Here is a 19,612-nt window from a genome sequence, read left to right as displayed (position 1 = left end):
TATTAAATACTTTGACACCAAATGCCACCGGTAGCATTATTAACTCATTGTAAATATTGTAAATCAATTAATTTCCCGCAGTTGTAACACGACTCTTTCGGGAATACCGGAGCTTTCATGATATTCCGCCTTACCCTGATCCTGTGTTTTCTGATCCCGCTATCAACCCGTGCTTCTACTGAGCAAGACTGGCGAATTGCGACCGGAATTTTGCAGCAAATACGCTTGCCGGACATTCCGGATAAACAGTTTGTTGTCGAAGACTCACCTTCAATCAGAAAGGCTGCCAGACAAACCATTCAGCAAACTATCAACAAAGCTGCGGCTGCCGGTGGTGGTATTGTTCATATTCCGGAAGGTATCTGGCATGTTAACGGGCCTTTACACCTGAAAAGTAAAATCAATCTGCATCTCGGGAAAGACGCCACACTTCTCTTTTCAGCTACGCCCTCTGAATTTCTCCCGGTTGTGAAAACACGCTGGGAAGGAACGGAAGTATTTACTTACTCACCAATGATTTACGCTGCCAATGTGGAAGATGTGGCTATCACGGGTGAAGGCACAATAGACGGCAATGCAAACTCTGCTTTTATCAACTGGTACGAAAAGCAAAATACTGACATGCATGCGCTGAGAAGAATGGGTTTTGACAGTGTGCCTGTGCAACAAAGGCAATTCGGTGAAGGGCATTTTCTTCGCCCCCCGCTTATCCAGTTTTTCCATGCCAAACGTGTTCTGCTGGAAGACTACACGGCCAAAAATTCCCCCTTCTGGGTTAATCATCTGGTATACACCTCTCACGCAACGGTTCGCAGGGTGAAAGTAGACAGCCACCTGTACAATAACGACGGACTGGACATTGAATCCAGCCAGTTTGTACTGGCAGAAAACAACCATTTCCGCACCGGTGATGACGGTATTGTAATTAAGTCCGGCCGCGATGCGGATGGCCGTAACATAGGTATTCCCAGTACTGATATTGTTGTAAGAAATAATGATCTTGGTGGCGAAGACGGCATTGGTCTGGGGTCGGAAATGTCCGGTGGCATCAAACGGGTATTCTTTGAGAATAATACCCTCCACGAAGGAGATTCGGCTTACCGTTTCAAAAGCAACTTAGATCGTGGCGGACGTGTTGAAATGATACGGATCCGCGGAAGTAAAGTCGCCTCGTTTAAACATCTTTTCTGGTTCCAGCTCAATTACCCGAGCAATCTGCACGGTAATTTTCCGGCAACTTACACTGACATCATCATTGAAGATATGACCGTAGAGAATGTGGGTACTGTGCTTGAAATCCATGCTCCGGATGCAGCCCCTGTTCACGACGTGACCTTCCGGAATATCCGTATCAAAAAGGCTGACATCCCGCTGATCCTGGAAAATGCAAAAAATATTCACTTTGAGAATGTGCAGATTGGCAACCAGTTCTGGAACGGTAAATTCTCTGCGTTGAAGGATGCGGAAGCGGTGAAAGATTAGTTAACTATTTTGTAATCGCGATCACATTTTTATTGACAATATCATTAACAAGTCTGTAACGTTACGCTTAATTTGCCACCGGTGGCAAATTTAACACTGCCCAATTCACACATACATTTTCATTTATAAATATGTGTGAACATGGCTGTCATACCCTACGACACCCATTGTTGATTTCGTGCGGCTGTTAAGCACCCTACAACAATGCAGGACGAACTGAGCAGAGGAACACCATGAATAAAAACCGTTTCCGTAAAAACCCTGTATTCAGCGCGATGATTGTTGCGCTGAGCTGTTCTACTCCTTCCCTGGCATTTGCACAGGAAGTACAAACTGAAGATACCACAGCAGAAGATTATGAAATCATTGAAGTCAGCGGCTTTCGTGGCGCGCTGAACCGTGCATTGTTTGAAAAACGCAGTGCTGTGACTTCAAAAGAAACCATACTCAGTGAAGACATTGGTAAATTTCCGGACCTGAACATTGCAGAGTCATTGCAACGGGTACCGGGTGTGGCAATTTCCCGCGAAGGGGGTGAAGGTCGCCAGATTACGCTGCGTGGCTTAGGTCCCGACTTCACCCGTACCACGTTAAATGGAATGGAAGTCCCGTCCAGTACCGACGGAACCGATTCCGGTGGTGGTGTAAACGGTGGACGTGCTTTTGACTTCAACGTCTTTGCTTCGGAGTTATTTAACCGGGTAGACATTCAGAAAACCTCGTCAGCATCTACGGAAGAAGGCGGTATTGCAGGTACTGTCGACCTGTATTCCGCGAAACCTTTCTCTAATCCGGGCTTTCACGTAGCTGCGTCAGGTCAGGCCGGATATAACGATGTTACGGAAGAAATCGATCCGCGTATGGTCTTTATGATCAGCAACACCTTTGCTGACGACACCATCGGCGCGCTGTTTTCCGTTGCCAAATCACAGCGTACCGTCCGCCAGGAAGGGTTCGGCACCGTCCGTTGGACCACGCCGGTAAGGGACGGTGGTGGTATTTATACCGACACCAGTAACACAATCATCAACGGCACAATCAATACCGGTCCCTGTGAAGCTGACGGCGAAGCTGTCGACCCGGCAAACTGTTTATGGACACCCCGCCTGCCCCGCTATGATTTCTTCGGTAACAATCAGGACCGTCTGGGCATAACCGGTTCATTGCAATTTGCAGTCGGAGACGCAGGTACAATCACTTTCGATACCCTGCATTCCACGCTGGAGAACCAGCGTACCATGTACAACAACTTTGAAATGTTCCGCAGCACATTCAGCGATATCACACCGGTGTCACTGACAGTGGATGAAAGCGGTAAGCAGGTTGTTGCCGGTACCTTTGACAATATGACATCCCGGGTAGAGAGTCGTCAGCAGTTATCAGAAACCGACTTCAGCCAGTATGTGCTGAGTGGTGAATTCTATTTATCTGATGAACTGAAAATGAATGCTATGGCCGGTACCGCTAAATCAGACGCCCGTTCTGAACAGTACCGCTATAACATGACGAACCTGACACCCCATACGTTCAGTTTTGATTTCAGTGGCAATGCCAATGTTCCGGTGATGGATTACGGTTACGATATCACCGACGCCAGCCTGTACGATTTATCTGATGGCCGGCTACGGGCCACTGACGTTGAACGCAAGAACGACACCGCGAAAGTCGACTTTATCTATACCAATGACAGTGTAGAAATCAAAATGGGTATGGCCTGGAACGACCGTACCGTCGCCTACAGTGAAGAGCAAATTAACGGCTTCCCTGATCAGGACTCGGCGGTAGGATTTGCAGAACTCATCCCTTACGACGACTTTGGTAACGGATTTGACGGAGAACTGAATCGCTTTATTGTGGCTGACTTTGGTGCCATCGAGTCTCAGCTGCTGGATAAAACCTGGACTCCCCGCACAGAGCAAAGCTGGGAAGTTGGCGAAGAAACGCTGGGTGGTTACCTTGAGTTTAATTCTGAGTACGATATCGCTGACATGAGCTTACGCACTAACTTCGGTATGCGTTATGTGAAAACCACGTCCACGGCCTCGGGCTACATTCAGTTGGATGAAGTCACGGTTGAGAACGACTATGACAATTTCCTGCCATCGATGAACCTGTCTTTGTCGGTGACTGAAGATGTCATTGCCCGTCTGGGTTTATCACGCACTATGACCCGTCCGAGCCTCAGTTCACTGAACCCGGGTAATCCTTCATTTTCTTACGTAAACGGTACTGTCAGTTCCGGTAACCCGTATCTGGATCCATTCACGTCTAACAACGTTGATTTGGGGCTTGAATGGTACTTTGCGGAAGAGTCTTTACTGGCAGCTAACTATTTCTATAAAGATATAGAAACGTTTATTACCTCAGCAACGGAAGAGCGTCTGGTTGATGCGGTATATCTGCCATTTATTGATTCGGATCCGCAGTACGATCCTGCACTGGCCCTTGACCCGCGAACTGTGCCGTATACACATACCTCACCAGTGAACGGTGAAGGCACTACAGTAAATGGTTTTGAGATTATTTATCAGCAGCCTTTCCGTTTTCTGCCGGCTCCGTTTGACGGTTTAGGCACGGTGATGAACTATACCCGTGTGTCAGCAGGTGAAATTACCGGTCTGTCAAAAAATACCTATAATGCAACCCTCTACTATGAGCGGGAAGATTACGGTATCCGCCTGTCGCTGAACAAACGTGATGACTACATTACGGACTACAGCGGCAGTAACGGTAATGCGGAAGAAGCCACTACCGGCCCGACATACGTTGATTTGTCTGCCTATTACAATTATAACGAGAACCTCACGTTTACCATCGAAGGGATTAACCTCACTGATGAATATGAGCGTTTGTTTACCACCGGTGACGGCTCACAAAATCTTATCCGTGAATACAACCATACAGGCACTCAGATTTTCCTGGGGGCCAGATACACCATGTAATTGCAGCCGTGCCGGATAAATATCCGGCACGGTCTGACTACGACACCAACTAAAAAGGCTTCCCACGGGGAAGCCTTTTTCAGTCTTACTGAACGTTATTTAATTCAGTTACACGCTGGCAAGATGTTGGGTAGCTGAACCGCTACCCTCAGCCTTTCCCGGCTGATTCACCATTTCAACAGCTTTCGCCAGTGCCTCTTTACGTGTTGCACATACTGTCACACCACTTTGATGCGCATTGATGTTATTCAGTACTGTGTTAACCGCTTCAACAGCACCGCACATCAGTACCTGACGGCCAGCGGCCTTAGCATCAGAAGTAATGGTCTCAACGGCCATGGCAGCGGAAACATCCATGGCAGGTACACGACTGAAATCGAGGATCAGAGCACTTGAACCACGACTGACTTTTTCGCGGACATGGTGCCCTAAGTCTGCTGCTGCACCAAAGCTCAGAGGACCGCCGAAACTGAAGATCTGCACCTTGCCTTTCGTCTGCTTGAGCAGCGCATCTTCTTCCGGATCCTGAAGTGTGTCAGGGATTTTCTTCACTTCATCTAACTGCAGTTGTGCAACCTGCTTAACATAGGCCAGTGCAGCCAGAACAACACCCACACCTACTGCCGTAATCAAATCGACAAATACAGTCAGGCCCAGTACCAGCAGCATCAGCGCGAAGTCCCAGCGAGGTCCGGTATGGGCACGCTTCAGGTAACTCCAGTCGATAATATCAAGACCTACCTTCACCAGAATGCCAGCCAGAACAGCATGAGGGATCTTAGCCGCAAGAGGACTCAGACCCAGCACAATAGCCAGTAACACAAGCGCGTGGACCATACCTGATAAACGATCTTTACCACCGCTACGGATATTCACCACAGTACGCATGGTTGCACCGGCACCGGCAATACCGCCAATCAAACCGGCAACCGTGTTACCCACACCCTGCCCGATCAGTTCTTTATTACTGTCGTGACGGGTACGGGTCATGTTATCAGCAACCAGGGAAGTCAGTAATGAATCGATAGCACCCAGAATCGCCAGAATGAAAGCAGCTTCAAACACCAGCAACGCCTTAGACTGGTCGAATACCGGCATGTGCAACTCAGGCAATCCTGTAGGAATGTCACCTAATACCGGGGTTTCCAGAGACAAACTCACCAGTGTGCCGATGATAAGGGCAGCCAGCGCGCCGGGTACAATTTTGCCAAGTTTGGCAGGCCACTTATAGGCAATAATAAGCGTGCCCAATCCCAGACCCAGGGTCACAAAATCGATATCAGCAAGAGCCGTAGGCAGATAGATTAATGCGCCCATTGTACCGCCCGGAGGCTCATGGCCCATTAACCGGCCCAGTTGCAGGATGATGATGATCGCACCGATGCCTGACATAAAACCGGAAATGACCGGGTAAGGCACAAGCCGGATATACTGACCAACCCCGGTGAAGCCCATTATGATTTGCAACAAACCGGCAAGCATAACAGCGGTAAATATGAGGCCTAAGTCTCCCGACAGAGATGCAAACAGACCAGCCAGAACCACAACCATCGGACCTGTCGGACCGGAAATTTGCGAAGGTGTACCACCCAGCAAAGCTGCAAAGAAGCCAACGGCAATCGCGCCGTATAAACCCGCCATCGGGCCTACGCCCGACGCAACACCTAACGCCAGCGCGAGAGGTAGAGCAACAATACCGGCCGTTAACCCGCCGGTAAGATCACCACGTACATTATTAAATAAGCCTTTCATGGGTTATTCCCCCTTGCTGTCTTTTTTACCGAAAGGCTTACCGCCGTAAACCTCTTGTAACAGTCTGAATTCTTCAGCTTTTTCGTCGTAGCAAAGTACATTGCCTGACTCTATGTCGTACACCCAGCCATGCAACTGCACCTGCTTTGTAGCAATTTTAGCTGCAACGGCAGGATGGGTTCTGATGTGCTGTATTTGCTGTAACACGTTTTCTTTAGTGACTTCATCAAGGTGATCAGCTGTCAGCTTTCCGTGTTTTTCTTTCACCACTTCTGTGGCACAACGACAGTGACTCAACCAGTCTTTTACATGCGGCAGGGCGTCTAACTTTTCAGGTGCCAGTGCGCCTTTCATTGCACCGCAGTCTGAGTGTCCGCAAATGATGATATGGCTTACGCCCAGAGCCGCTACGGCAAACTCAATTGACGCTGTCATACCACCGGTATGATTTGAATGCGGCGGTACAATGTTGCCCGCGTTACGGCAAATGAAGAGGTCACCCGGGCCGGTTTGAGTCACGAGGTTGGGGTCGATTCTCGAATCAGCGCAGGTGATGAACAGGACTTCAGGATTTTGGCCGTTTGCCAGTTTCTGAAAAACTTCTTTGTTTTTCGGAAAGACTTCTTTTTGAAACTTGGCAACGCCGGAAATGACATGATCCATGATAATTACCTCATATTAACATATTGTTATCATTATTTTCTAAAGAAAGTTTTAACTGATAGCTTCATAGAAAAACACCGTATCTCGCGATAGATAAAAACTATCAACATGAGATAAGTATCAAAAATGCAGTCAGATGAACGATATCGCAGTTAGCGGAGGTAAAGCAAAGGGGCCAAATTGCCGCCCCTTTTTAAAGGCCGGTACGAAAGTACCGGCAGGTTGGGAAAGGTAAGTTACCTATTGCTGAAACTGAATCGTTTCAACTTTGATATTTTTACTGTCAGCCTGATTAAGGTAGTCTTTCACCAGCTCTTTCACATCAAAGGCTACAGATTTACTCTTGGAGAAATCCAGTACAACTTTTGAATTGCCGGGAATAGAGTTAAGCTTTTTCAGAATGCTTGGTTTGTTGAAGAAAGACACTTCTTCGGCCATAACAATGTGGTGCGTTTTGCTGCCACCTTCGTCTTCGTTCACTGTTTCAGTGAACTGGTACGAGTTGCGGTAGCTGTGTTTAAGCGTAAAGAAAACACTCACACCCAGACCAACAACAACACCGGTCAGCAAGTCTGTGAACAACATTACGCCAATAGTAATGATAAACGGCAGGAACTGCTCCCAACCCGTTTTGTACATTACTTTGAACATAGCAGGCTTAGCCAGCTTATAACCTACAGTAATCAGAATAGCTGCCAGAGAAGCCAGCGGGATCTGATTCAGCATAGACGCAGCGGCAAATACAGCAATCAACAGAAACACACCGTGTAGAATGGCTGAAACTTTCGTTTTACCACCAAACGCAATGTTCGCAGAACTGCGTACAATTACCTGAGTGATTGGCAGACCACCAACCAGACCAGACACGATGTTACCGATACCCTGCGCTTTCAGTTCGCGGTTTGTGGGTGTGGTATTTTTCTTCGGGTCCAGTTTGTCAGTCGCTTCAACACAAAGCAGTGTCTCGATGCTGGCAACCGCCGCCATAACCAGCGCAATGGTGAAAACATCAATGTTCAGCATCTCTGAAAAGGCCGGAAACGCCATTTCTGCCTTGAACGCCTCGAAGCTGTCGATAACCGGTAAACTTACCAGTTGATCAGCCTGCAAAGGCATACCTGCCTGAGCCAGCATGATTGAAGCTACGATACCCAGTAACACAACGACAATCGGTCCCTGAATCAGCTGGAAGATTTTATGTGCCTTTGTAAGGTACTTATCCCAAATCACCAGCAGCGCAAGAGACACTGCCGAAATGGCAATAGCAGCCGGAGACATCATGGAAACCGCGTGCTCAATAGCAGAGAACGTATTCTCACCGTTAACCTGATTAAAAGCTTCTTCGCCCAGAAAATCAGAGTGCCAGCCGAACAGGTATGGCAATTGTTTAAGCACGATAAGCAAACCGATACCGGCAAGCATGCCTGTGATAACTGACGTCGGGAAAAAGTACGCGACAAATCCGGCACGCATGAAGCCCAGAATTAGCTGGAACACCCCCGCCAGAACCACAGCACAAAGGAATAACTCCCAGCTTCCAAGGGTACCGATGGCATCAAAAACAATAACAGCAAGACCCGCCGCCGGACCACTCACACCAAGGCGTGAACCACTGGCCAGACCGACGATAATACCACCGATAATTCCGGCGATTACGCCGGAAAATAACGGTGCGCCGGATGCCAGGGCGATACCAAGACATAACGGCAGCGCGACAAAGAAAACGACAATACTGGCAGGTAAGTCGCTTTTAATTTCTTTGAACGATAAATCAAGTTTCATAGGCTATCCTTATGCGCCTGCTACCAGAGTGCGCTCAGCATAGGCCTGTTCCATTTCCTTGAACGTTTCCGTTTTCGGGTCATAACAATGGATCATGCCGGTTTCAATATCGTAAACCCAACCGTGAAGCTGAACGGCTTTCGTAGCCAGCTTCGCAGCAACAGCAGGGTGAGTACGTAAGTGTTGTAACTGCTGTAACACGTTTTCTTTGGTTACTTCGCCAAGCTGATCGGCAGTCAGTTCGCCGTGCTTTTCTTTCACAACTTCAGTGGCACAACGGCAGTGACCCAGCCATTCTTTAACATGTGGCAGACTGTCCAGTTTCTCAGGCGCCAGTGCACCTTTCATTGCGCCACAGTCTGTGTGACCGCATACAACAATGTGCGTTACGCCCAGGGCAGCAACAGCAAATTCGATAGAAGCAGTCATGCCACCGGTTTGATTGCTGTGTGGAGGTACAATGTTGCCGGCATTACGGCAGATAAACAGTTCACCCGGGTCTGTCTGGGTAACCAGGTTAGGATCGATACGGGAATCGGCACAAGTGATGAACAACACTTCCGGATTCTGACCGTTAGCTAATTTTTGGAAAGTTTCCTTTTTCTCAGGATAAACATCACGCTGGAATTTAGCTACGCCAGAGATTACGTGGTCCATTTAATACTCCTAAATTAAATTGAATAAAATACTGCTACATTCAGATACTATTAAGATTGACTGATAGCTTTATAGAATTATAGAGTAAATGGAGATAGACACGAGCTATCAGAGACAGCGGATTTTAATCGAGTTAGCAGGATTACACCATGTTATTCAACGGCAAAACCCCATCGTTGAACCAGATCAGGTACTTCGTCACCGTCGCAAAACACCTCAATTTTCGCAGGGCGGCAAATATTTTAGGGATCAGTCAGCCCACTTTAACCAGCCAGATCAGTGCGCTGGAAAACACATTGGGTCTGATTTTATTCGAACGTTCCCGATCAGGCACGCTGTTATCAGCACAGGGGAAGTCGTTACTTGAATACGCAGAAGCTGTGCTTCAGTCGACGATGCAGTTCGGTGAGATGGCACGATCACTTGCCCAGGGCGAATCCACAACCTACCGGTTGGGGATCCCGCCGACGCTGGGCCCTTACCTGCTGCCCCATATTTTGCCGGACATTCATCGTCTGCGTCCCGGGCTGAAATTCTATGTCCGCGAAGCAGCACCCAAACAGTTGCTGCAAGGCCTGCTGACCGGAGAATTTGACATCACTTTGTCTCCCATGTCGAACCGTGACTCGCAAATTCAGGTTCAGCCTTTGTTTATAGAACCGCTGAAATTTGTATTGCCTGCGGACCACCCGATGTCCGGCAGGCAATTTATTGAACCGGAAGAAATTAGGGGCCAGAAAATTATGGCACTGGAAGACCGGCATCACTTTCACTATCAGGTACAGGAAATTTGTACTCAACTGGGCGCGAATGTGGACCGCGACTATGAGGGGACGAGCCTTGATACCTTGCGGCAGATGGTGGTTATGGGCATGGGAATGGCTTTTATGCCCGGACTCTATGTTCATTCTGAGTTGCATAACCCGGAAGCCCTTCATGTGTGTGAACTCGCTGATATGCCGGTAGTACGTCAGCACATGCTGGCATGGCGGAACACCTCCCCTGCCCGCGCTACGTTCAGAGAACTGGCGAGTCTGATGCGAAGTGTGATCAGCGACCGGCTGGCCACAGCGGTGTCTGTCACTGATATTTCCCCGTCCTGAGCAAGGTAAACCATTAGCCGGATATTGTGGCAGCTTCACCGCTGCCTTTCACAATCTATGAATTAAAGTGATACATTTAGCAAAACCAGTGAAATTTGCTCATTCCCGCTATGTTAGATCGTCAACACCTCAAAATTATTGCTGCCATTCATGACTACGGTACGCTCACAGAAGCCGCCGGACATCTGCATCTGACCCAGTCTGCACTGAGTCATAGTATGAAAAAGCTGGAACAGCACAGCGGTGCGCCGCTATGGGAAAAAGATGGCAGACGACTGCGACTGACAGATGCGGGCAATGCAGTACTTAATCTTGCCCACCGGCTGTTACCCCAGTTTGAGCACACAGAAGAGCAGCTGCGTCAGATCGCCTCGGGTAAACAAGGCGTGCTGCGCATCGGAATGGAATGCCATCCCTGCTATCAATGGCTCCTGAAGGTCGTCAAACCGTTTCTGGCGGATTATCCGGGGGTAGATGTAGACGTACGTCAAAAGTTTACGTTTGGCGGCCTGCAGGCGCTGCACGGCTATGATATTGATCTGCTTTTAACACCTGACCCTCTTCACCTGCCCTCTCTGCAATACGAGCCGGTATTCGGCTATGAGCAGGTGCTGGTAATGAGCCGCGACCACAGACTGGCAGCCAGTGAATGGGTACCGCCACAAGCGCTGGCAGAAGAAACCTTACTGACCTATCCGGTAGAGCCTTCCAGACTGGACATCTTTTCACACTTTCTGACGCCTGCGGGCTGTACAGTGAAAAAGCACAAAACCATTGAAACCACTGAAATCATGTTGCAAATGATCAGTGCCGGCCGGGGCATCGGTGCACTGCCTAAATGGCTGATTGAAGAGCAGGACGGCAGCTTAAACCTTACAACTGTCAGGCCGGGAAAAAACGGTATCGCCAAGTCACTGCACATGGGGTTCAGAAAGAGTGATGCTGATGCACCGTTTATCAGAGCCTTTATCGGACTCGCCAGAGCGTTAGGTACGCCCTGAGCAGGGGCAGCATGCCAATTAAAAAGAAACTGACAGATACGCTTTAAACGGCTGGCAGTTGCGGCGTTTCACCCGGGCGGCACAGCAATACCTGACAATGATGTTGGGTCAACGCCGTTCCCATATCTGAAAGCCAACTGTGATAATCATCTTCGCAGGCACAAAACACGGCTTTTATATCGTGTTTTTTCACCAGAGAAAGCAGCTCACTGGCGTAACGCAGTTCAACACCCAGTATAAAGGTGCGGTGATGCCAGGGCTCTTCATTCATAAAATAAGCCAGATGAAACGCAGGATTTTGCTGAATTCTGGTCGCCAGCTGGTATGACGGATAGTCAGTTCCTGCCACCACCACCGCCGCTACGGGTTGCGCTCTGAAACGGCTGAATATACGTCGGATGTTAATCATTCATCGATAAAGCTTAACCGGTAGCACTTTACCCTCCGGCTTTGCTGGTTTAAGGTTATACAGTAGAAATATAATAAATTAATTCTTTTGCAGAACCAAAGCAGTTTGCCACTGACAACGGGTTCATGCTTTGCATTTTCAGGCTCAGGACCGGCGCACATACGCCTTTATTACTTAATCAGAGCCCTCACTATGAACAAAAAAATTTACTGTCTGACAGCCATTCTCAGCTTAATGGCGGCCGATGCGATAAGCTGTCAGTTCCATGAGCCGACGGAAAATAATATTCCTCAGTTTCCGCCGCTGAAGCCTGCGTTGCATCCGGTCATGTTGCAGCATTTCAGTCCGCCGGTACAGGCCCCTATCCAGGTTTCGCTGTCAGTGTCTAATGATGCCTTTAACCGCGCCAACCTGTTACTGAGCTATGAAGTCCACCCTGATTATCATAATGTGAAAGCTGACATTATTGCCGGCAAAGGCGTAAGAATAATGGGAAGAGACAGTCTTTATCTCACCCGCCTGAAAGAAGACAAGCAAATTCAGTATCGCAATGGCAGCGGCGACGATAAACGGGTAAGAGTGCGCATTTCTGCAGTGCGTAACGGTGTGCCTGTTATTGTAGAAAAAAGAATTGATTTGACGACATAAAAAACGGTGCCGGAGCACCGTTTTTCAATAATTTTAAGCAGTACCGGCGTTCAGTTTTTTACCCACTGCAATAACAAATTATTGGCCGGCATTTCATGGATGTTCTCCAGCGTGAGTGCCGGCGCCCATGCCTGCAATTCCTGTATATCCCGGTAACCGCCATAGCCACTGGCTATCAGATGCTGATGAAACTCTCTGTTACTCTCGCTGCTGAATGCACCGTTGTCGGTAAACGGGCCATACTGGCAAAATACTGCACCTTGCGGCAGTGATTCAGACAGGCTCTGCATCATCATTTTAATTTCGGCTTTCTGCATAATATGAGCAGTATTCGCTGAATAAACACCGTCATATTCAGAAAAAGGCAACCTGTCTTTGCCCACGGTCAGGTTAAGCGGAGGTAACAGATTTTCAGACGGGTACGCAGCTATCCATTTCAGTACCCCTTCGTGATACCGGGGCTGATCGCTGGTCTGCCATATCAGGTGAGGTAACAAGGGTGCAAAGTGCACCGCATGCTGTCCAGTGCCACTACCCACCTCAAGCACACGCTTACATTGACTCAGGGCCACTTCCAAAATGGCAGAAATGGGCCCTTTGTTATTTTCGCATGCCTGTGAGAAAGGCAGTTCATCAGTCATAAGGGACTCCGGCTGTCAGGCGGGTTAATCATCCAGATTCGGCGCTAACCATTTTTCAGCTTCTTCTGTGCTCCAGCCTTTGCGCTGTGCGTAATCTTCAAGCTGATCACGCTGGATTTTTGCCACAGCGAAATATTTGGATTCAGGGTGCGAGAAATACCAGCCTGATACTGCTGCTCCCGGCCACATAGCGTAACTTTCTGTCAGCTTCATGGTGGTATGCGCTTCGGCATCGAGCAAATCCCAAATTAGCTGCTTCTCAGTGTGTTCAGGACAGGCTGCATAACCGGGCGCAGGACGGATCCCCTGATACTTCTCGCGGATGAGCGCATCGTTGTCGAAATGCTCATCAGGCGCAAAGCCCCAGTAGTCTTTTCTCACCTGCTCGTGCAGATATTCGGCAAACGCTTCTGCCAAACGGTCAGCCACAGCTTTCACCATGATAGCGTTGTAATCGTCTCCGGCTTTATTGTAGGACTCAGCGAGTTCATCTTCACCGATCCCGCCGGTAACAGCGAACGCACCGATGTAGTCAGCAATACCACTTTGCTTCTCAGCAACGAAGTCTGCCAGACAATAATTCGCAAACTTGTCTTTTAACGTTTGCTGACGCAAGTGACGGGACACGCCCAGCACGGCATCGCGGTTATCATCCCGATAAATTTCAATGTCGTCGCCAACCCGGTTAGCAGGGAATAAACCAATTACTCCTTTTGCCTGCAGACTGCCATCAGCAATGACTTTATCCAGCATTTTATTGGCATCGGCATACAGTTCTTTCGCCTGCTCTCCCACCACTTCATCATCAAGAATGCGGGGGAATTTACCGGCCAGTGACCAGGTCAAAAAGAACGGTGTCCAGTCGATATAATCTCTTAATGTCGCCAAATCGACGGACACAGGTGTTACGCCCGGCGTTTTGGGCTTTACAGGCAGAACAGAAAAATCCGGCTTATACGCATTTGCCCGTGCTTCTGCCAGCGTAACCGGCTTACTGCGGGGTTGTTTCCGGGCATGCTGGGCCCGTACTTTTCCATATTCGTCTGACAGCTCTTTTTCAAAGACTTTGCGGGACTCAGGGTTAATCAGCTTCTGGCACACACCCACGGCGCGGCTTGCATTAGGTACATAAGCGACCGGATGGCTGTAGTTTTGCTCAATTTTCACCGCAGTATGGGCTTTGGATGTCGTCGCACCGCCTATAAGCAGTGGTAAATCTAACCCCAGGCGCTCCATTTCTTTAGCCACGTGTACCATTTCGTCCAGCGACGGGGTTATAAGACCGGATAACCCGATCATATCCACGTTTTCGTCTTTGGCCACCTGCAAAATCGTAGCGCAGGGCACCATGACGCCCAAATCTACTACTTCGAAATTGTTACATTGCAGTACTACGCCGACGATGTTCTTGCCGATATCGTGCACGTCGCCTTTAACGGTGGCCATCAGGATTTTACCGTTACTCGATGACTTGCCGTCCTTTTCTGCTTCGATAAACGGTTGCAGGTGAGCAACCGCTTTTTTCATCACCCGGGCAGACTTCACCACCTGAGGAAGGAACATTTTACCTTCACCGAACAGGTCGCCGACCACGTTCATGCCGTCCATTAACGGCCCTTCAATCACATGAAGGGGACGTTCAGCCGCCAGCCGGGCTTCTTCAGTATCTTCTATGATGTAATCGGTGATACCTTTGACCAGCGCATGTTCAAGCCGCTTGTTCACCGGCTGCTCACGCCAGGTGAGATCTTCTGCCGCCGCGGCTTTGCCATCCCCCTGATATTTGGGTGCGATGTCCAGCAGACGCTCCGTGCCGTCTTCCCGACGGTTCAGGATCACATCTTCCACTGCTTCACGGAGTTCTTCTGGGATCTGATCATACACTTCCAGCTGACCGGCATTCACAATGCCCATATCCATACCCGCGCGGATAGCGTGATACAAAAACACCGAGTGCATGGCTTCACGTACCGGGTTATTGCCCCGGAACGAGAATGAAATATTTGATAGTCCACCGCTGATATGTGCGTAAGGACAAGTCTGACGGATTACACGGGTGGCCTCGATAAAGTCCACCGCATAATTGTTATGTTCTTCAATGCCCGTCGCGACAGCAAAAATATTCGGGTCGAAAACGATATCTTCCGGCGGGAATCCGACTTCTTCGGTGAGCACCTTATAGCTGCGCTGACAAATCTCAATTTTGCGCGCTTTGGTATCGGCCTGGCCGGTTTCATCAAACGCCATGACCACCGTTGCGGCACCGTAGCGCTTGATCAGTTTAGCCTGATGAACAAACTGCTCTTTTCCCTCTTTCAGGCTGATTGAGTTCACAATCGCCTTTCCCTGAACGCACTTGAGTCCGGTTTCAATGACTTCCCACTTTGAAGAGTCAATCATAATCGGAACACGGCAAATATCAGGCTCTGAAGCAATGAGGTTCAAAAACGTACGCATGGCCTCAACAGAATCTAACATGGCTTCGTCCATGTTGATGTCTATTACCTGCGCACCGTTTTCCACCTGCTGGCGGGCTACATCGAGGGCCTTCTCGTACTCAGCATTTAAAATTAAGCGTTTGAATACGGCCGATCCGGTAACGTTTGTCCGTTCACCGACATTAATAAAGGTTGAAAACTCTGCTGTCACAATAACACCTTAGTGAACAAAAGGTTCTAGCCCGGAAAGGCGCATTTTAGGTTCAAAAACCGGCACGGTACGTGGTGTCACGTCTTTTACCGCTTCTGCCATGGCACGGATATGTTCAGGTGTACTGCCGCAACAACCACCTACCACATTCACCAGACCGGACTCTGCCCATTCTTTAATGTGTGCTGCCATTTCTTCTGCGCCCAAATCATATTCACCAAACTCATTGGGTAAACCGGCATTGGGGTGAGCCGAGACCAGGCATTCAGAAATATTACTGATTTCTTCAACGTACTGACGAAGTAAATCCGGACCCAGTGCACAGTTGAGGCCCATGGAAACCGGCGATACATGACGCATGGAATAGTAAAAGGCTTCAGCAGTTTGTCCTGACAAGGTTCTGCCCGATGCATCGGTAATGGTACCTGATACCATCACCGGTGCGCGCTCACCACGTTTCTCAAATACGGTTTCTACCGCGAATACTGCCGCTTTGGCATTCAGGGTATCAAAGATAGTTTCTATTAAGATGATATCTGAACCACCATCTAACAGCGCTTCTGTGGACTCGATGTAGGCTTCTACCAGCTCATCAAAGGTTACATTCCGCTTGCCGGGGTCGTTAACATCTGGTGATATCGATGCTGTGCGATTTGTGGGACCGAGGACCCCTGCCACATACCGGGGCTTATCCGGTGTTTTTGCAGTAAACTCATCACAGGCTTTACGGGCCAGCTTAGCAGCAGCAAGGTTAATGTCTTTCGACTGCGCTTCCATGTCGTAGTCAGCCATGGCGATGGTGGTAGCATTGAACGTATTGGTTTCAATGATATCTGCACCGGCTTCAAGATAAGCACAATGGATATTATAAATAATGTCCGGCTGAGTAATCGCCAGCAAATCGTTATTGCCTTTTACATCGCAATGCCAGTTAGCAAATGCCTCACCACGATAATCGGCTTCTTCCAGTTTGTGCTCCTGAATCATAGTACCCATGGCACCGTCCAGAATCAAAACGCGCTTTGCCGCTGCATCCAGAAGTTGTTGTTTTGTACCTGATGTCACTTATTACCTCTTTGGCCGGGGTTTCTCAGCCAGCTGACTCAAATCATAAGGTGTTGTCTGATAAACATAGTAGTTCAGCCAGTTATTGAACAGCAGACTACCATGGGAGCGCCAGCGAACCAAAGGCGCTTTTGCGGGGTCATCGTCTGTAAAGTAGTTAGCCGGCACTGCCGGATGGGTATCCGCCTGTAAATCACGGAAATACTCGTCATGCAAAGTTTCCGGATCGTATTCAGGATGCCCGGTAACAAACACCATACGCTTATCTTCAGATGCGATGGTGTATGCACCCGCCTCATCAGATTCCGTAATGACCTTCAAACCTTCAACACTGTTATATTCACCGGAGTCAATATACCCGAAACGGGAATGAGGCGCATAAAAAACCGGATCGAAACCTCTCAGCAACTCGTTATAAGGGTCGAGCACTTTATGCTCAAACACACCAGAAAGTTTGGTTTCCCTGAGTTTTCTCTGCACGCCGTAAAAATGATACATAGCTGCATGAGCCGCCCAGCACAGATAGAGTGTGGACTGCACATTACGTTGCGCCCACTCCAAAATTTCTGTCATCTGATCCCAGTATTTTACTTCCTCATAAGGCAAGTGAGCCAGCGGTGCACCTGTCACGATTAAACCGTCGTATTTCTTATCAGCAATTTCAGAAAAGTCGTGGTAGAAGGCGTCCATGTGAGATTGCGGCGTGTGCTTTGGCGCTAATTTGTCTACACGGATCAGGTTCACGTTCACCTGCAGAGGTGTGTTAGACAGCAAACGTAAGATTTGCACTTCCGTTTCAATTTTATTGGGCATGAGATTCAGGATCCCCACTTCCATGGGGCGGATATCCTGTGTCGCTGCGCGGGTGCTGTCCATTGTGAAGATATTCTCACCTGACAACACATCCTGCGCGGGAAGTTGTTCGGGAATACAAATAGGCATGGCAGCTCCAACAATTAACGGATAATAACGTTATTGTGGCTGAATCCCGATAGATGTCAACATCTTTACGGCTGGACGTCTAAACGGCTCAATGCATTTATCTAACCCTGGTAGAAGAGAGCACTTACCGTTAGTTGCGCTGACGATGCATGCTGATAAGCAGCTCAGCTTCAGCCCGGGGCAGGTCGCAGGCTTGCATTACCTCTTCGACGTCAGCACCGGCTTTGACCAGCTCAGCGGCGCGGGTGTATAAGCGCATGGACGGGTCCTGACTTTTTACTTCACGTAGCTGGTTTTCGAGTTGTGTGCATTGATCTGCCAGCTCCCGCATGTGTTTGCCCTGTACCATCGAACGGGTTTGCATTTCACCGTTCTGGTTTTCCAGGTCATTAATTTCCAGTTGCAGGGTATCGATGTGTTCTTTTTGATAGCGGACAGTATCGTCGAGTTGTTTAAACTGACGGTTGAAGAAAAAATACATCCATATAACAGCAATGACGGCGAGTAACCCTGTAGCAACAGCGAGTAAAGATAGTGCCGGCACGTCCATATTGATGTGCTTTCTCCCTTTGATAACAGCGCAACGAATATACAGGCATTGACAAGCGCCCGCCGGATTAGCAGGCGCTGCATGACATTACAGACTGCTCAGTTCATCCCACTCGTCATCACTGAGAAGCTTATTAAGATCTACAAGAATCAGCAATTCACCATCACGGTTGCTCACGCCCTGAATGAACTTGGCGCTCTCTTCAGTACCCACGTTAGGCGCACTGTCAATTTCAGATGATTTCAGATAAACCACTTCGGCAACGCTGTCTACCAGGATGCCGACAACCTGCTCATCGGATTCAATAATTACAATCCGTGTGTTGTCGGTCATATCGGTTGGCATAAGGCCAAAGCGGGCGCGGGTATCAATAACCGTCACAACATTACCACGCAGATTGATAATGCCTAACACATAATCCGGTGCACCGGGAACAGGCGCAATTTCGGTATAGCGTAAGACTTCCTGAACCTGCATTACGTTAATACCGTAAGTTTCGTCACCTAAACGATAGGTAACCCACTGAAGCACCTGATCGTTATCCGGCGCGTTATTCGTTGTGCTCTTGTCATTCATGAACCTGGCTCCCCGGGCTATGGCGTCTGGTCGTTACTGCCTAAGCCGCTATTTAGCATTGCGATTAACTGATATACGTCTATTAACGCACACATTTTTTCTTTTACCATGCCCGCTAACCATGGACGCTTGCCTCCTGACTCACGCCATTTTACCTCGTCCCTGGTCAATGTAACGGTGTTGACCAGTTTGTCGCTGGCTAAGCCCCACAAACTGTCCCCTAACATAATAAGATACTGATAGTTTAGCGTTTCTGCGAGATTTTGGTCGTATTTTTCTGGCATAACCCACATTGCAGTATCGACAACGTTTATTTTTTGATCACGATGAAGCATTACGCCCTTGAACCATTTGGGTTTTCCTATCAGCCCACCCACTTTTTCAATCCGGTGAATGCCACCTAAAGTGATAAGCGGTACAGCCAGCGTTAACCCCGCCACTTCAAAAAACAATGCCTGAAAACGATTTTCCAGCATGTCTTTCACAGGCGTGGTTTTGACCGGCGGAGGTACTGCCCCGCTCAGTTGTTCAACGGCCGTCTCCGTAACATCATCAGTGACTGGCGGCGCTATGACCGGCTCAGCCACAGGAGCAACCACAGGTTCTTTGGCGATAATGTCCGCCGTGGCCTGTTCCAGCAAACGGGCAGTGTTAGCCGTTACTTCAGCCGGATCTTCCGGACTTTGTAACAAGCTGTCGAGATACGCCTGCATCACATCTTCGCGGGCGAAGGGCGTACTTTTACTCATA

The 19,612-nt window shown here is 48.8% G+C and carries 17 protein-coding genes; 5 read left to right on the top strand and 12 right to left on the bottom strand.

What is annotated here, in order from left to right; all coding sequences use genetic code 11:
- Positions 1 to 117: 117 nt before the first annotated feature.
- Both ACXAGR_RS14100 and ACXAGR_RS14095 read left to right on the top strand, forming a co-directional pair.
- Positions 118 to 1,482 (top strand): glycoside hydrolase family 28 protein, encoded by a 1,365-nt coding sequence (locus tag ACXAGR_RS14100; RefSeq protein ID WP_474851060.1) that lies wholly within the window; start codon positions 118 to 120, stop codon positions 1,480 to 1,482.
- Positions 1,483 to 1,715: 233 nt separating this feature from the next.
- Positions 1,716 to 4,424, top strand: a complete 2,709-nt coding sequence (locus tag ACXAGR_RS14095) for a TonB-dependent receptor (protein WP_474851059.1) — start codon at positions 1,716 to 1,718, stop codon at positions 4,422 to 4,424.
- A 108-nt stretch (positions 4,425 to 4,532) separates the two neighbouring features.
- On the opposite strand, the gene ACXAGR_RS14090 is transcribed toward ACXAGR_RS14095, so the two are convergent.
- The 4 genes from ACXAGR_RS14090 to ACXAGR_RS14075 all read right to left on the bottom strand — a co-directional run bounded on the left by ACXAGR_RS14090 (position 4,533) and on the right by ACXAGR_RS14075 (position 9,278).
- The gene (locus tag ACXAGR_RS14090; RefSeq protein WP_474851058.1) at positions 4,533 to 6,176 is read right to left on the bottom strand and encodes a SulP family inorganic anion transporter; all 1,644 of its coding nucleotides are present in this window, start codon (positions 6,174 to 6,176) and stop codon (positions 4,533 to 4,535) included.
- Positions 6,177 to 6,179: 3 nt separating this feature from the next.
- A complete protein-coding gene (locus ACXAGR_RS14085; protein WP_474844683.1) occupies positions 6,180 to 6,839 on the bottom strand; it encodes a carbonic anhydrase in 660 nt (219 codons plus the stop codon).
- Positions 6,840 to 7,079: 240 nt separating this feature from the next.
- A complete protein-coding gene (locus ACXAGR_RS14080) occupies positions 7,080 to 8,621 on the bottom strand; it encodes a SulP family inorganic anion transporter (protein WP_474851057.1) in 1,542 nt (513 codons plus the stop codon).
- A 9-nt stretch (positions 8,622 to 8,630) separates the two neighbouring features.
- Positions 8,631 to 9,278 (bottom strand): carbonic anhydrase, encoded by a 648-nt coding sequence (locus tag ACXAGR_RS14075; RefSeq protein WP_303574352.1) that lies wholly within the window; start codon positions 9,276 to 9,278, stop codon positions 8,631 to 8,633.
- 149 nt (positions 9,279 to 9,427) lie between these two features.
- Between ACXAGR_RS14075 and ACXAGR_RS14070 the strand changes: the two genes are divergently transcribed.
- A complete protein-coding gene (locus tag ACXAGR_RS14070) occupies positions 9,428 to 10,381 on the top strand; it encodes a hydrogen peroxide-inducible genes activator (RefSeq protein WP_119500596.1) in 954 nt (317 codons plus the stop codon).
- Between the two features lie 110 nt (positions 10,382 to 10,491).
- Entirely contained in the window at positions 10,492 to 11,382 is an 891-nt protein-coding gene (locus tag ACXAGR_RS14065; RefSeq protein WP_474844681.1) for a LysR family transcriptional regulator, read from the top strand.
- A 43-nt stretch (positions 11,383 to 11,425) separates the two neighbouring features.
- Here the strand turns inward: ACXAGR_RS14065 and ACXAGR_RS14060 are convergent, their stop codons facing one another.
- Positions 11,426 to 11,791 carry a hypothetical protein gene (locus ACXAGR_RS14060; protein ID WP_474844680.1) on the bottom strand — a complete coding sequence of 122 codons (366 nt, stop codon included), beginning with the start codon at positions 11,789 to 11,791 and terminating at the stop codon, positions 11,426 to 11,428.
- A 192-nt stretch (positions 11,792 to 11,983) separates the two neighbouring features.
- Here ACXAGR_RS14060 and ACXAGR_RS14055 point away from each other — a divergent pair, with 192 nt between their 5' ends.
- Positions 11,984 to 12,439 (top strand): hypothetical protein, encoded by a 456-nt coding sequence (locus tag ACXAGR_RS14055; RefSeq protein WP_474851056.1) that lies wholly within the window; start codon positions 11,984 to 11,986, stop codon positions 12,437 to 12,439.
- Positions 12,440 to 12,489: 50 nt separating this feature from the next.
- On the opposite strand, the gene ACXAGR_RS14050 is transcribed toward ACXAGR_RS14055, so the two are convergent.
- The 7 genes from ACXAGR_RS14050 to ACXAGR_RS14020 form a co-directional block, all read right to left on the bottom strand.
- The gene (locus tag ACXAGR_RS14050) at positions 12,490 to 13,080 is read right to left on the bottom strand and encodes a DUF938 domain-containing protein (protein WP_474851055.1); all 591 of its coding nucleotides are present in this window, start codon (positions 13,078 to 13,080) and stop codon (positions 12,490 to 12,492) included.
- 24 nt (positions 13,081 to 13,104) lie between these two features.
- On the bottom strand, positions 13,105 to 15,729 hold the full coding sequence (gene metH, locus ACXAGR_RS14045) for a methionine synthase (RefSeq protein WP_474851054.1): 2,625 nt from the start codon (positions 15,727 to 15,729) through the stop codon (positions 13,105 to 13,107).
- 9 nt (positions 15,730 to 15,738) lie between these two features.
- Complete coding sequence (locus tag ACXAGR_RS14040; RefSeq protein ID WP_474851053.1) at positions 15,739 to 16,794, bottom strand: homocysteine S-methyltransferase family protein; 1,056 nt, start codon at positions 16,792 to 16,794, stop codon at positions 15,739 to 15,741.
- 3 nt (positions 16,795 to 16,797) lie between these two features.
- Positions 16,798 to 17,736, bottom strand: a complete 939-nt coding sequence (gene metA, locus ACXAGR_RS14035; RefSeq protein WP_474844676.1) for a homoserine O-succinyltransferase MetA — start codon at positions 17,734 to 17,736, stop codon at positions 16,798 to 16,800.
- 130 nt (positions 17,737 to 17,866) lie between these two features.
- Positions 17,867 to 18,286 carry a DUF2802 domain-containing protein gene (locus ACXAGR_RS14030; protein WP_474851052.1) on the bottom strand — a complete coding sequence of 140 codons (420 nt, stop codon included), beginning with the start codon at positions 18,284 to 18,286 and terminating at the stop codon, positions 17,867 to 17,869.
- 87 nt (positions 18,287 to 18,373) lie between these two features.
- Entirely contained in the window at positions 18,374 to 18,862 is a 489-nt protein-coding gene (locus ACXAGR_RS14025) for a chemotaxis protein CheW (protein ID WP_474844674.1), read from the bottom strand.
- A 17-nt stretch (positions 18,863 to 18,879) separates the two neighbouring features.
- A complete protein-coding gene (locus ACXAGR_RS14020; protein WP_349585124.1) occupies positions 18,880 to 19,611 on the bottom strand; it encodes a chemotaxis protein CheW in 732 nt (243 codons plus the stop codon).
- Between the last annotated feature and the right edge of the window lies 1 nt (position 19,612).

The sequence above is a fragment of the Alteromonas sp. ABH4_457 genome (assembly GCF_056160625.1).
The sequence above is the reverse complement of the archived record's forward strand: the minus strand, read 5'-3'. Positions and strand labels throughout refer to the sequence as shown.

What these genes read in the sequence shown, in the direction of transcription:
- ACXAGR_RS14100 (WP_474851060.1), top strand. Translation starts at nt 118, where the DNA reads ATGATATTCCGCCTTACCCTGATCCTGTGTTTTCTGATCCCGCTATCA.
- ACXAGR_RS14095 (WP_474851059.1), top strand. Translation starts at nt 1,716, where the DNA reads ATGAATAAAAACCGTTTCCGTAAAAACCCTGTATTCAGCGCGATGATT.
- ACXAGR_RS14090 (WP_474851058.1), bottom strand. Translation starts at nt 6,176, where the DNA reads ATGAAAGGCTTATTTAATAATGTACGTGGTGATCTTACCGGCGGGTTA.
- ACXAGR_RS14085 (WP_474844683.1), bottom strand. Translation starts at nt 6,839, where the DNA reads ATGGATCATGTCATTTCCGGCGTTGCCAAGTTTCAAAAAGAAGTCTTT.
- ACXAGR_RS14080 (WP_474851057.1), bottom strand. Translation starts at nt 8,621, where the DNA reads ATGAAACTTGATTTATCGTTCAAAGAAATTAAAAGCGACTTACCTGCC.
- ACXAGR_RS14075 (WP_303574352.1), bottom strand. Translation starts at nt 9,278, where the DNA reads ATGGACCACGTAATCTCTGGCGTAGCTAAATTCCAGCGTGATGTTTAT.
- ACXAGR_RS14070 (WP_119500596.1), top strand. Translation starts at nt 9,428, where the DNA reads ATGTTATTCAACGGCAAAACCCCATCGTTGAACCAGATCAGGTACTTC.
- ACXAGR_RS14065 (WP_474844681.1), top strand. Translation starts at nt 10,492, where the DNA reads ATGTTAGATCGTCAACACCTCAAAATTATTGCTGCCATTCATGACTAC.
- ACXAGR_RS14060 (WP_474844680.1), bottom strand. Translation starts at nt 11,791, where the DNA reads ATGATTAACATCCGACGTATATTCAGCCGTTTCAGAGCGCAACCCGTA.
- ACXAGR_RS14055 (WP_474851056.1), top strand. Translation starts at nt 11,984, where the DNA reads ATGAACAAAAAAATTTACTGTCTGACAGCCATTCTCAGCTTAATGGCG.
- ACXAGR_RS14050 (WP_474851055.1), bottom strand. Translation starts at nt 13,080, where the DNA reads ATGACTGATGAACTGCCTTTCTCACAGGCATGCGAAAATAACAAAGGG.
- metA (WP_474844676.1), bottom strand. Translation starts at nt 17,736, where the DNA reads ATGCCTATTTGTATTCCCGAACAACTTCCCGCGCAGGATGTGTTGTCA.
- ACXAGR_RS14030 (WP_474851052.1), bottom strand. Translation starts at nt 18,286, where the DNA reads ATGGACGTGCCGGCACTATCTTTACTCGCTGTTGCTACAGGGTTACTC.
- ACXAGR_RS14025 (WP_474844674.1), bottom strand. Translation starts at nt 18,862, where the DNA reads ATGAATGACAAGAGCACAACGAATAACGCGCCGGATAACGATCAGGTG.
- ACXAGR_RS14020 (WP_349585124.1), bottom strand. Translation starts at nt 19,611, where the DNA reads ATGAGTAAAAGTACGCCCTTCGCCCGCGAAGATGTGATGCAGGCGTAT.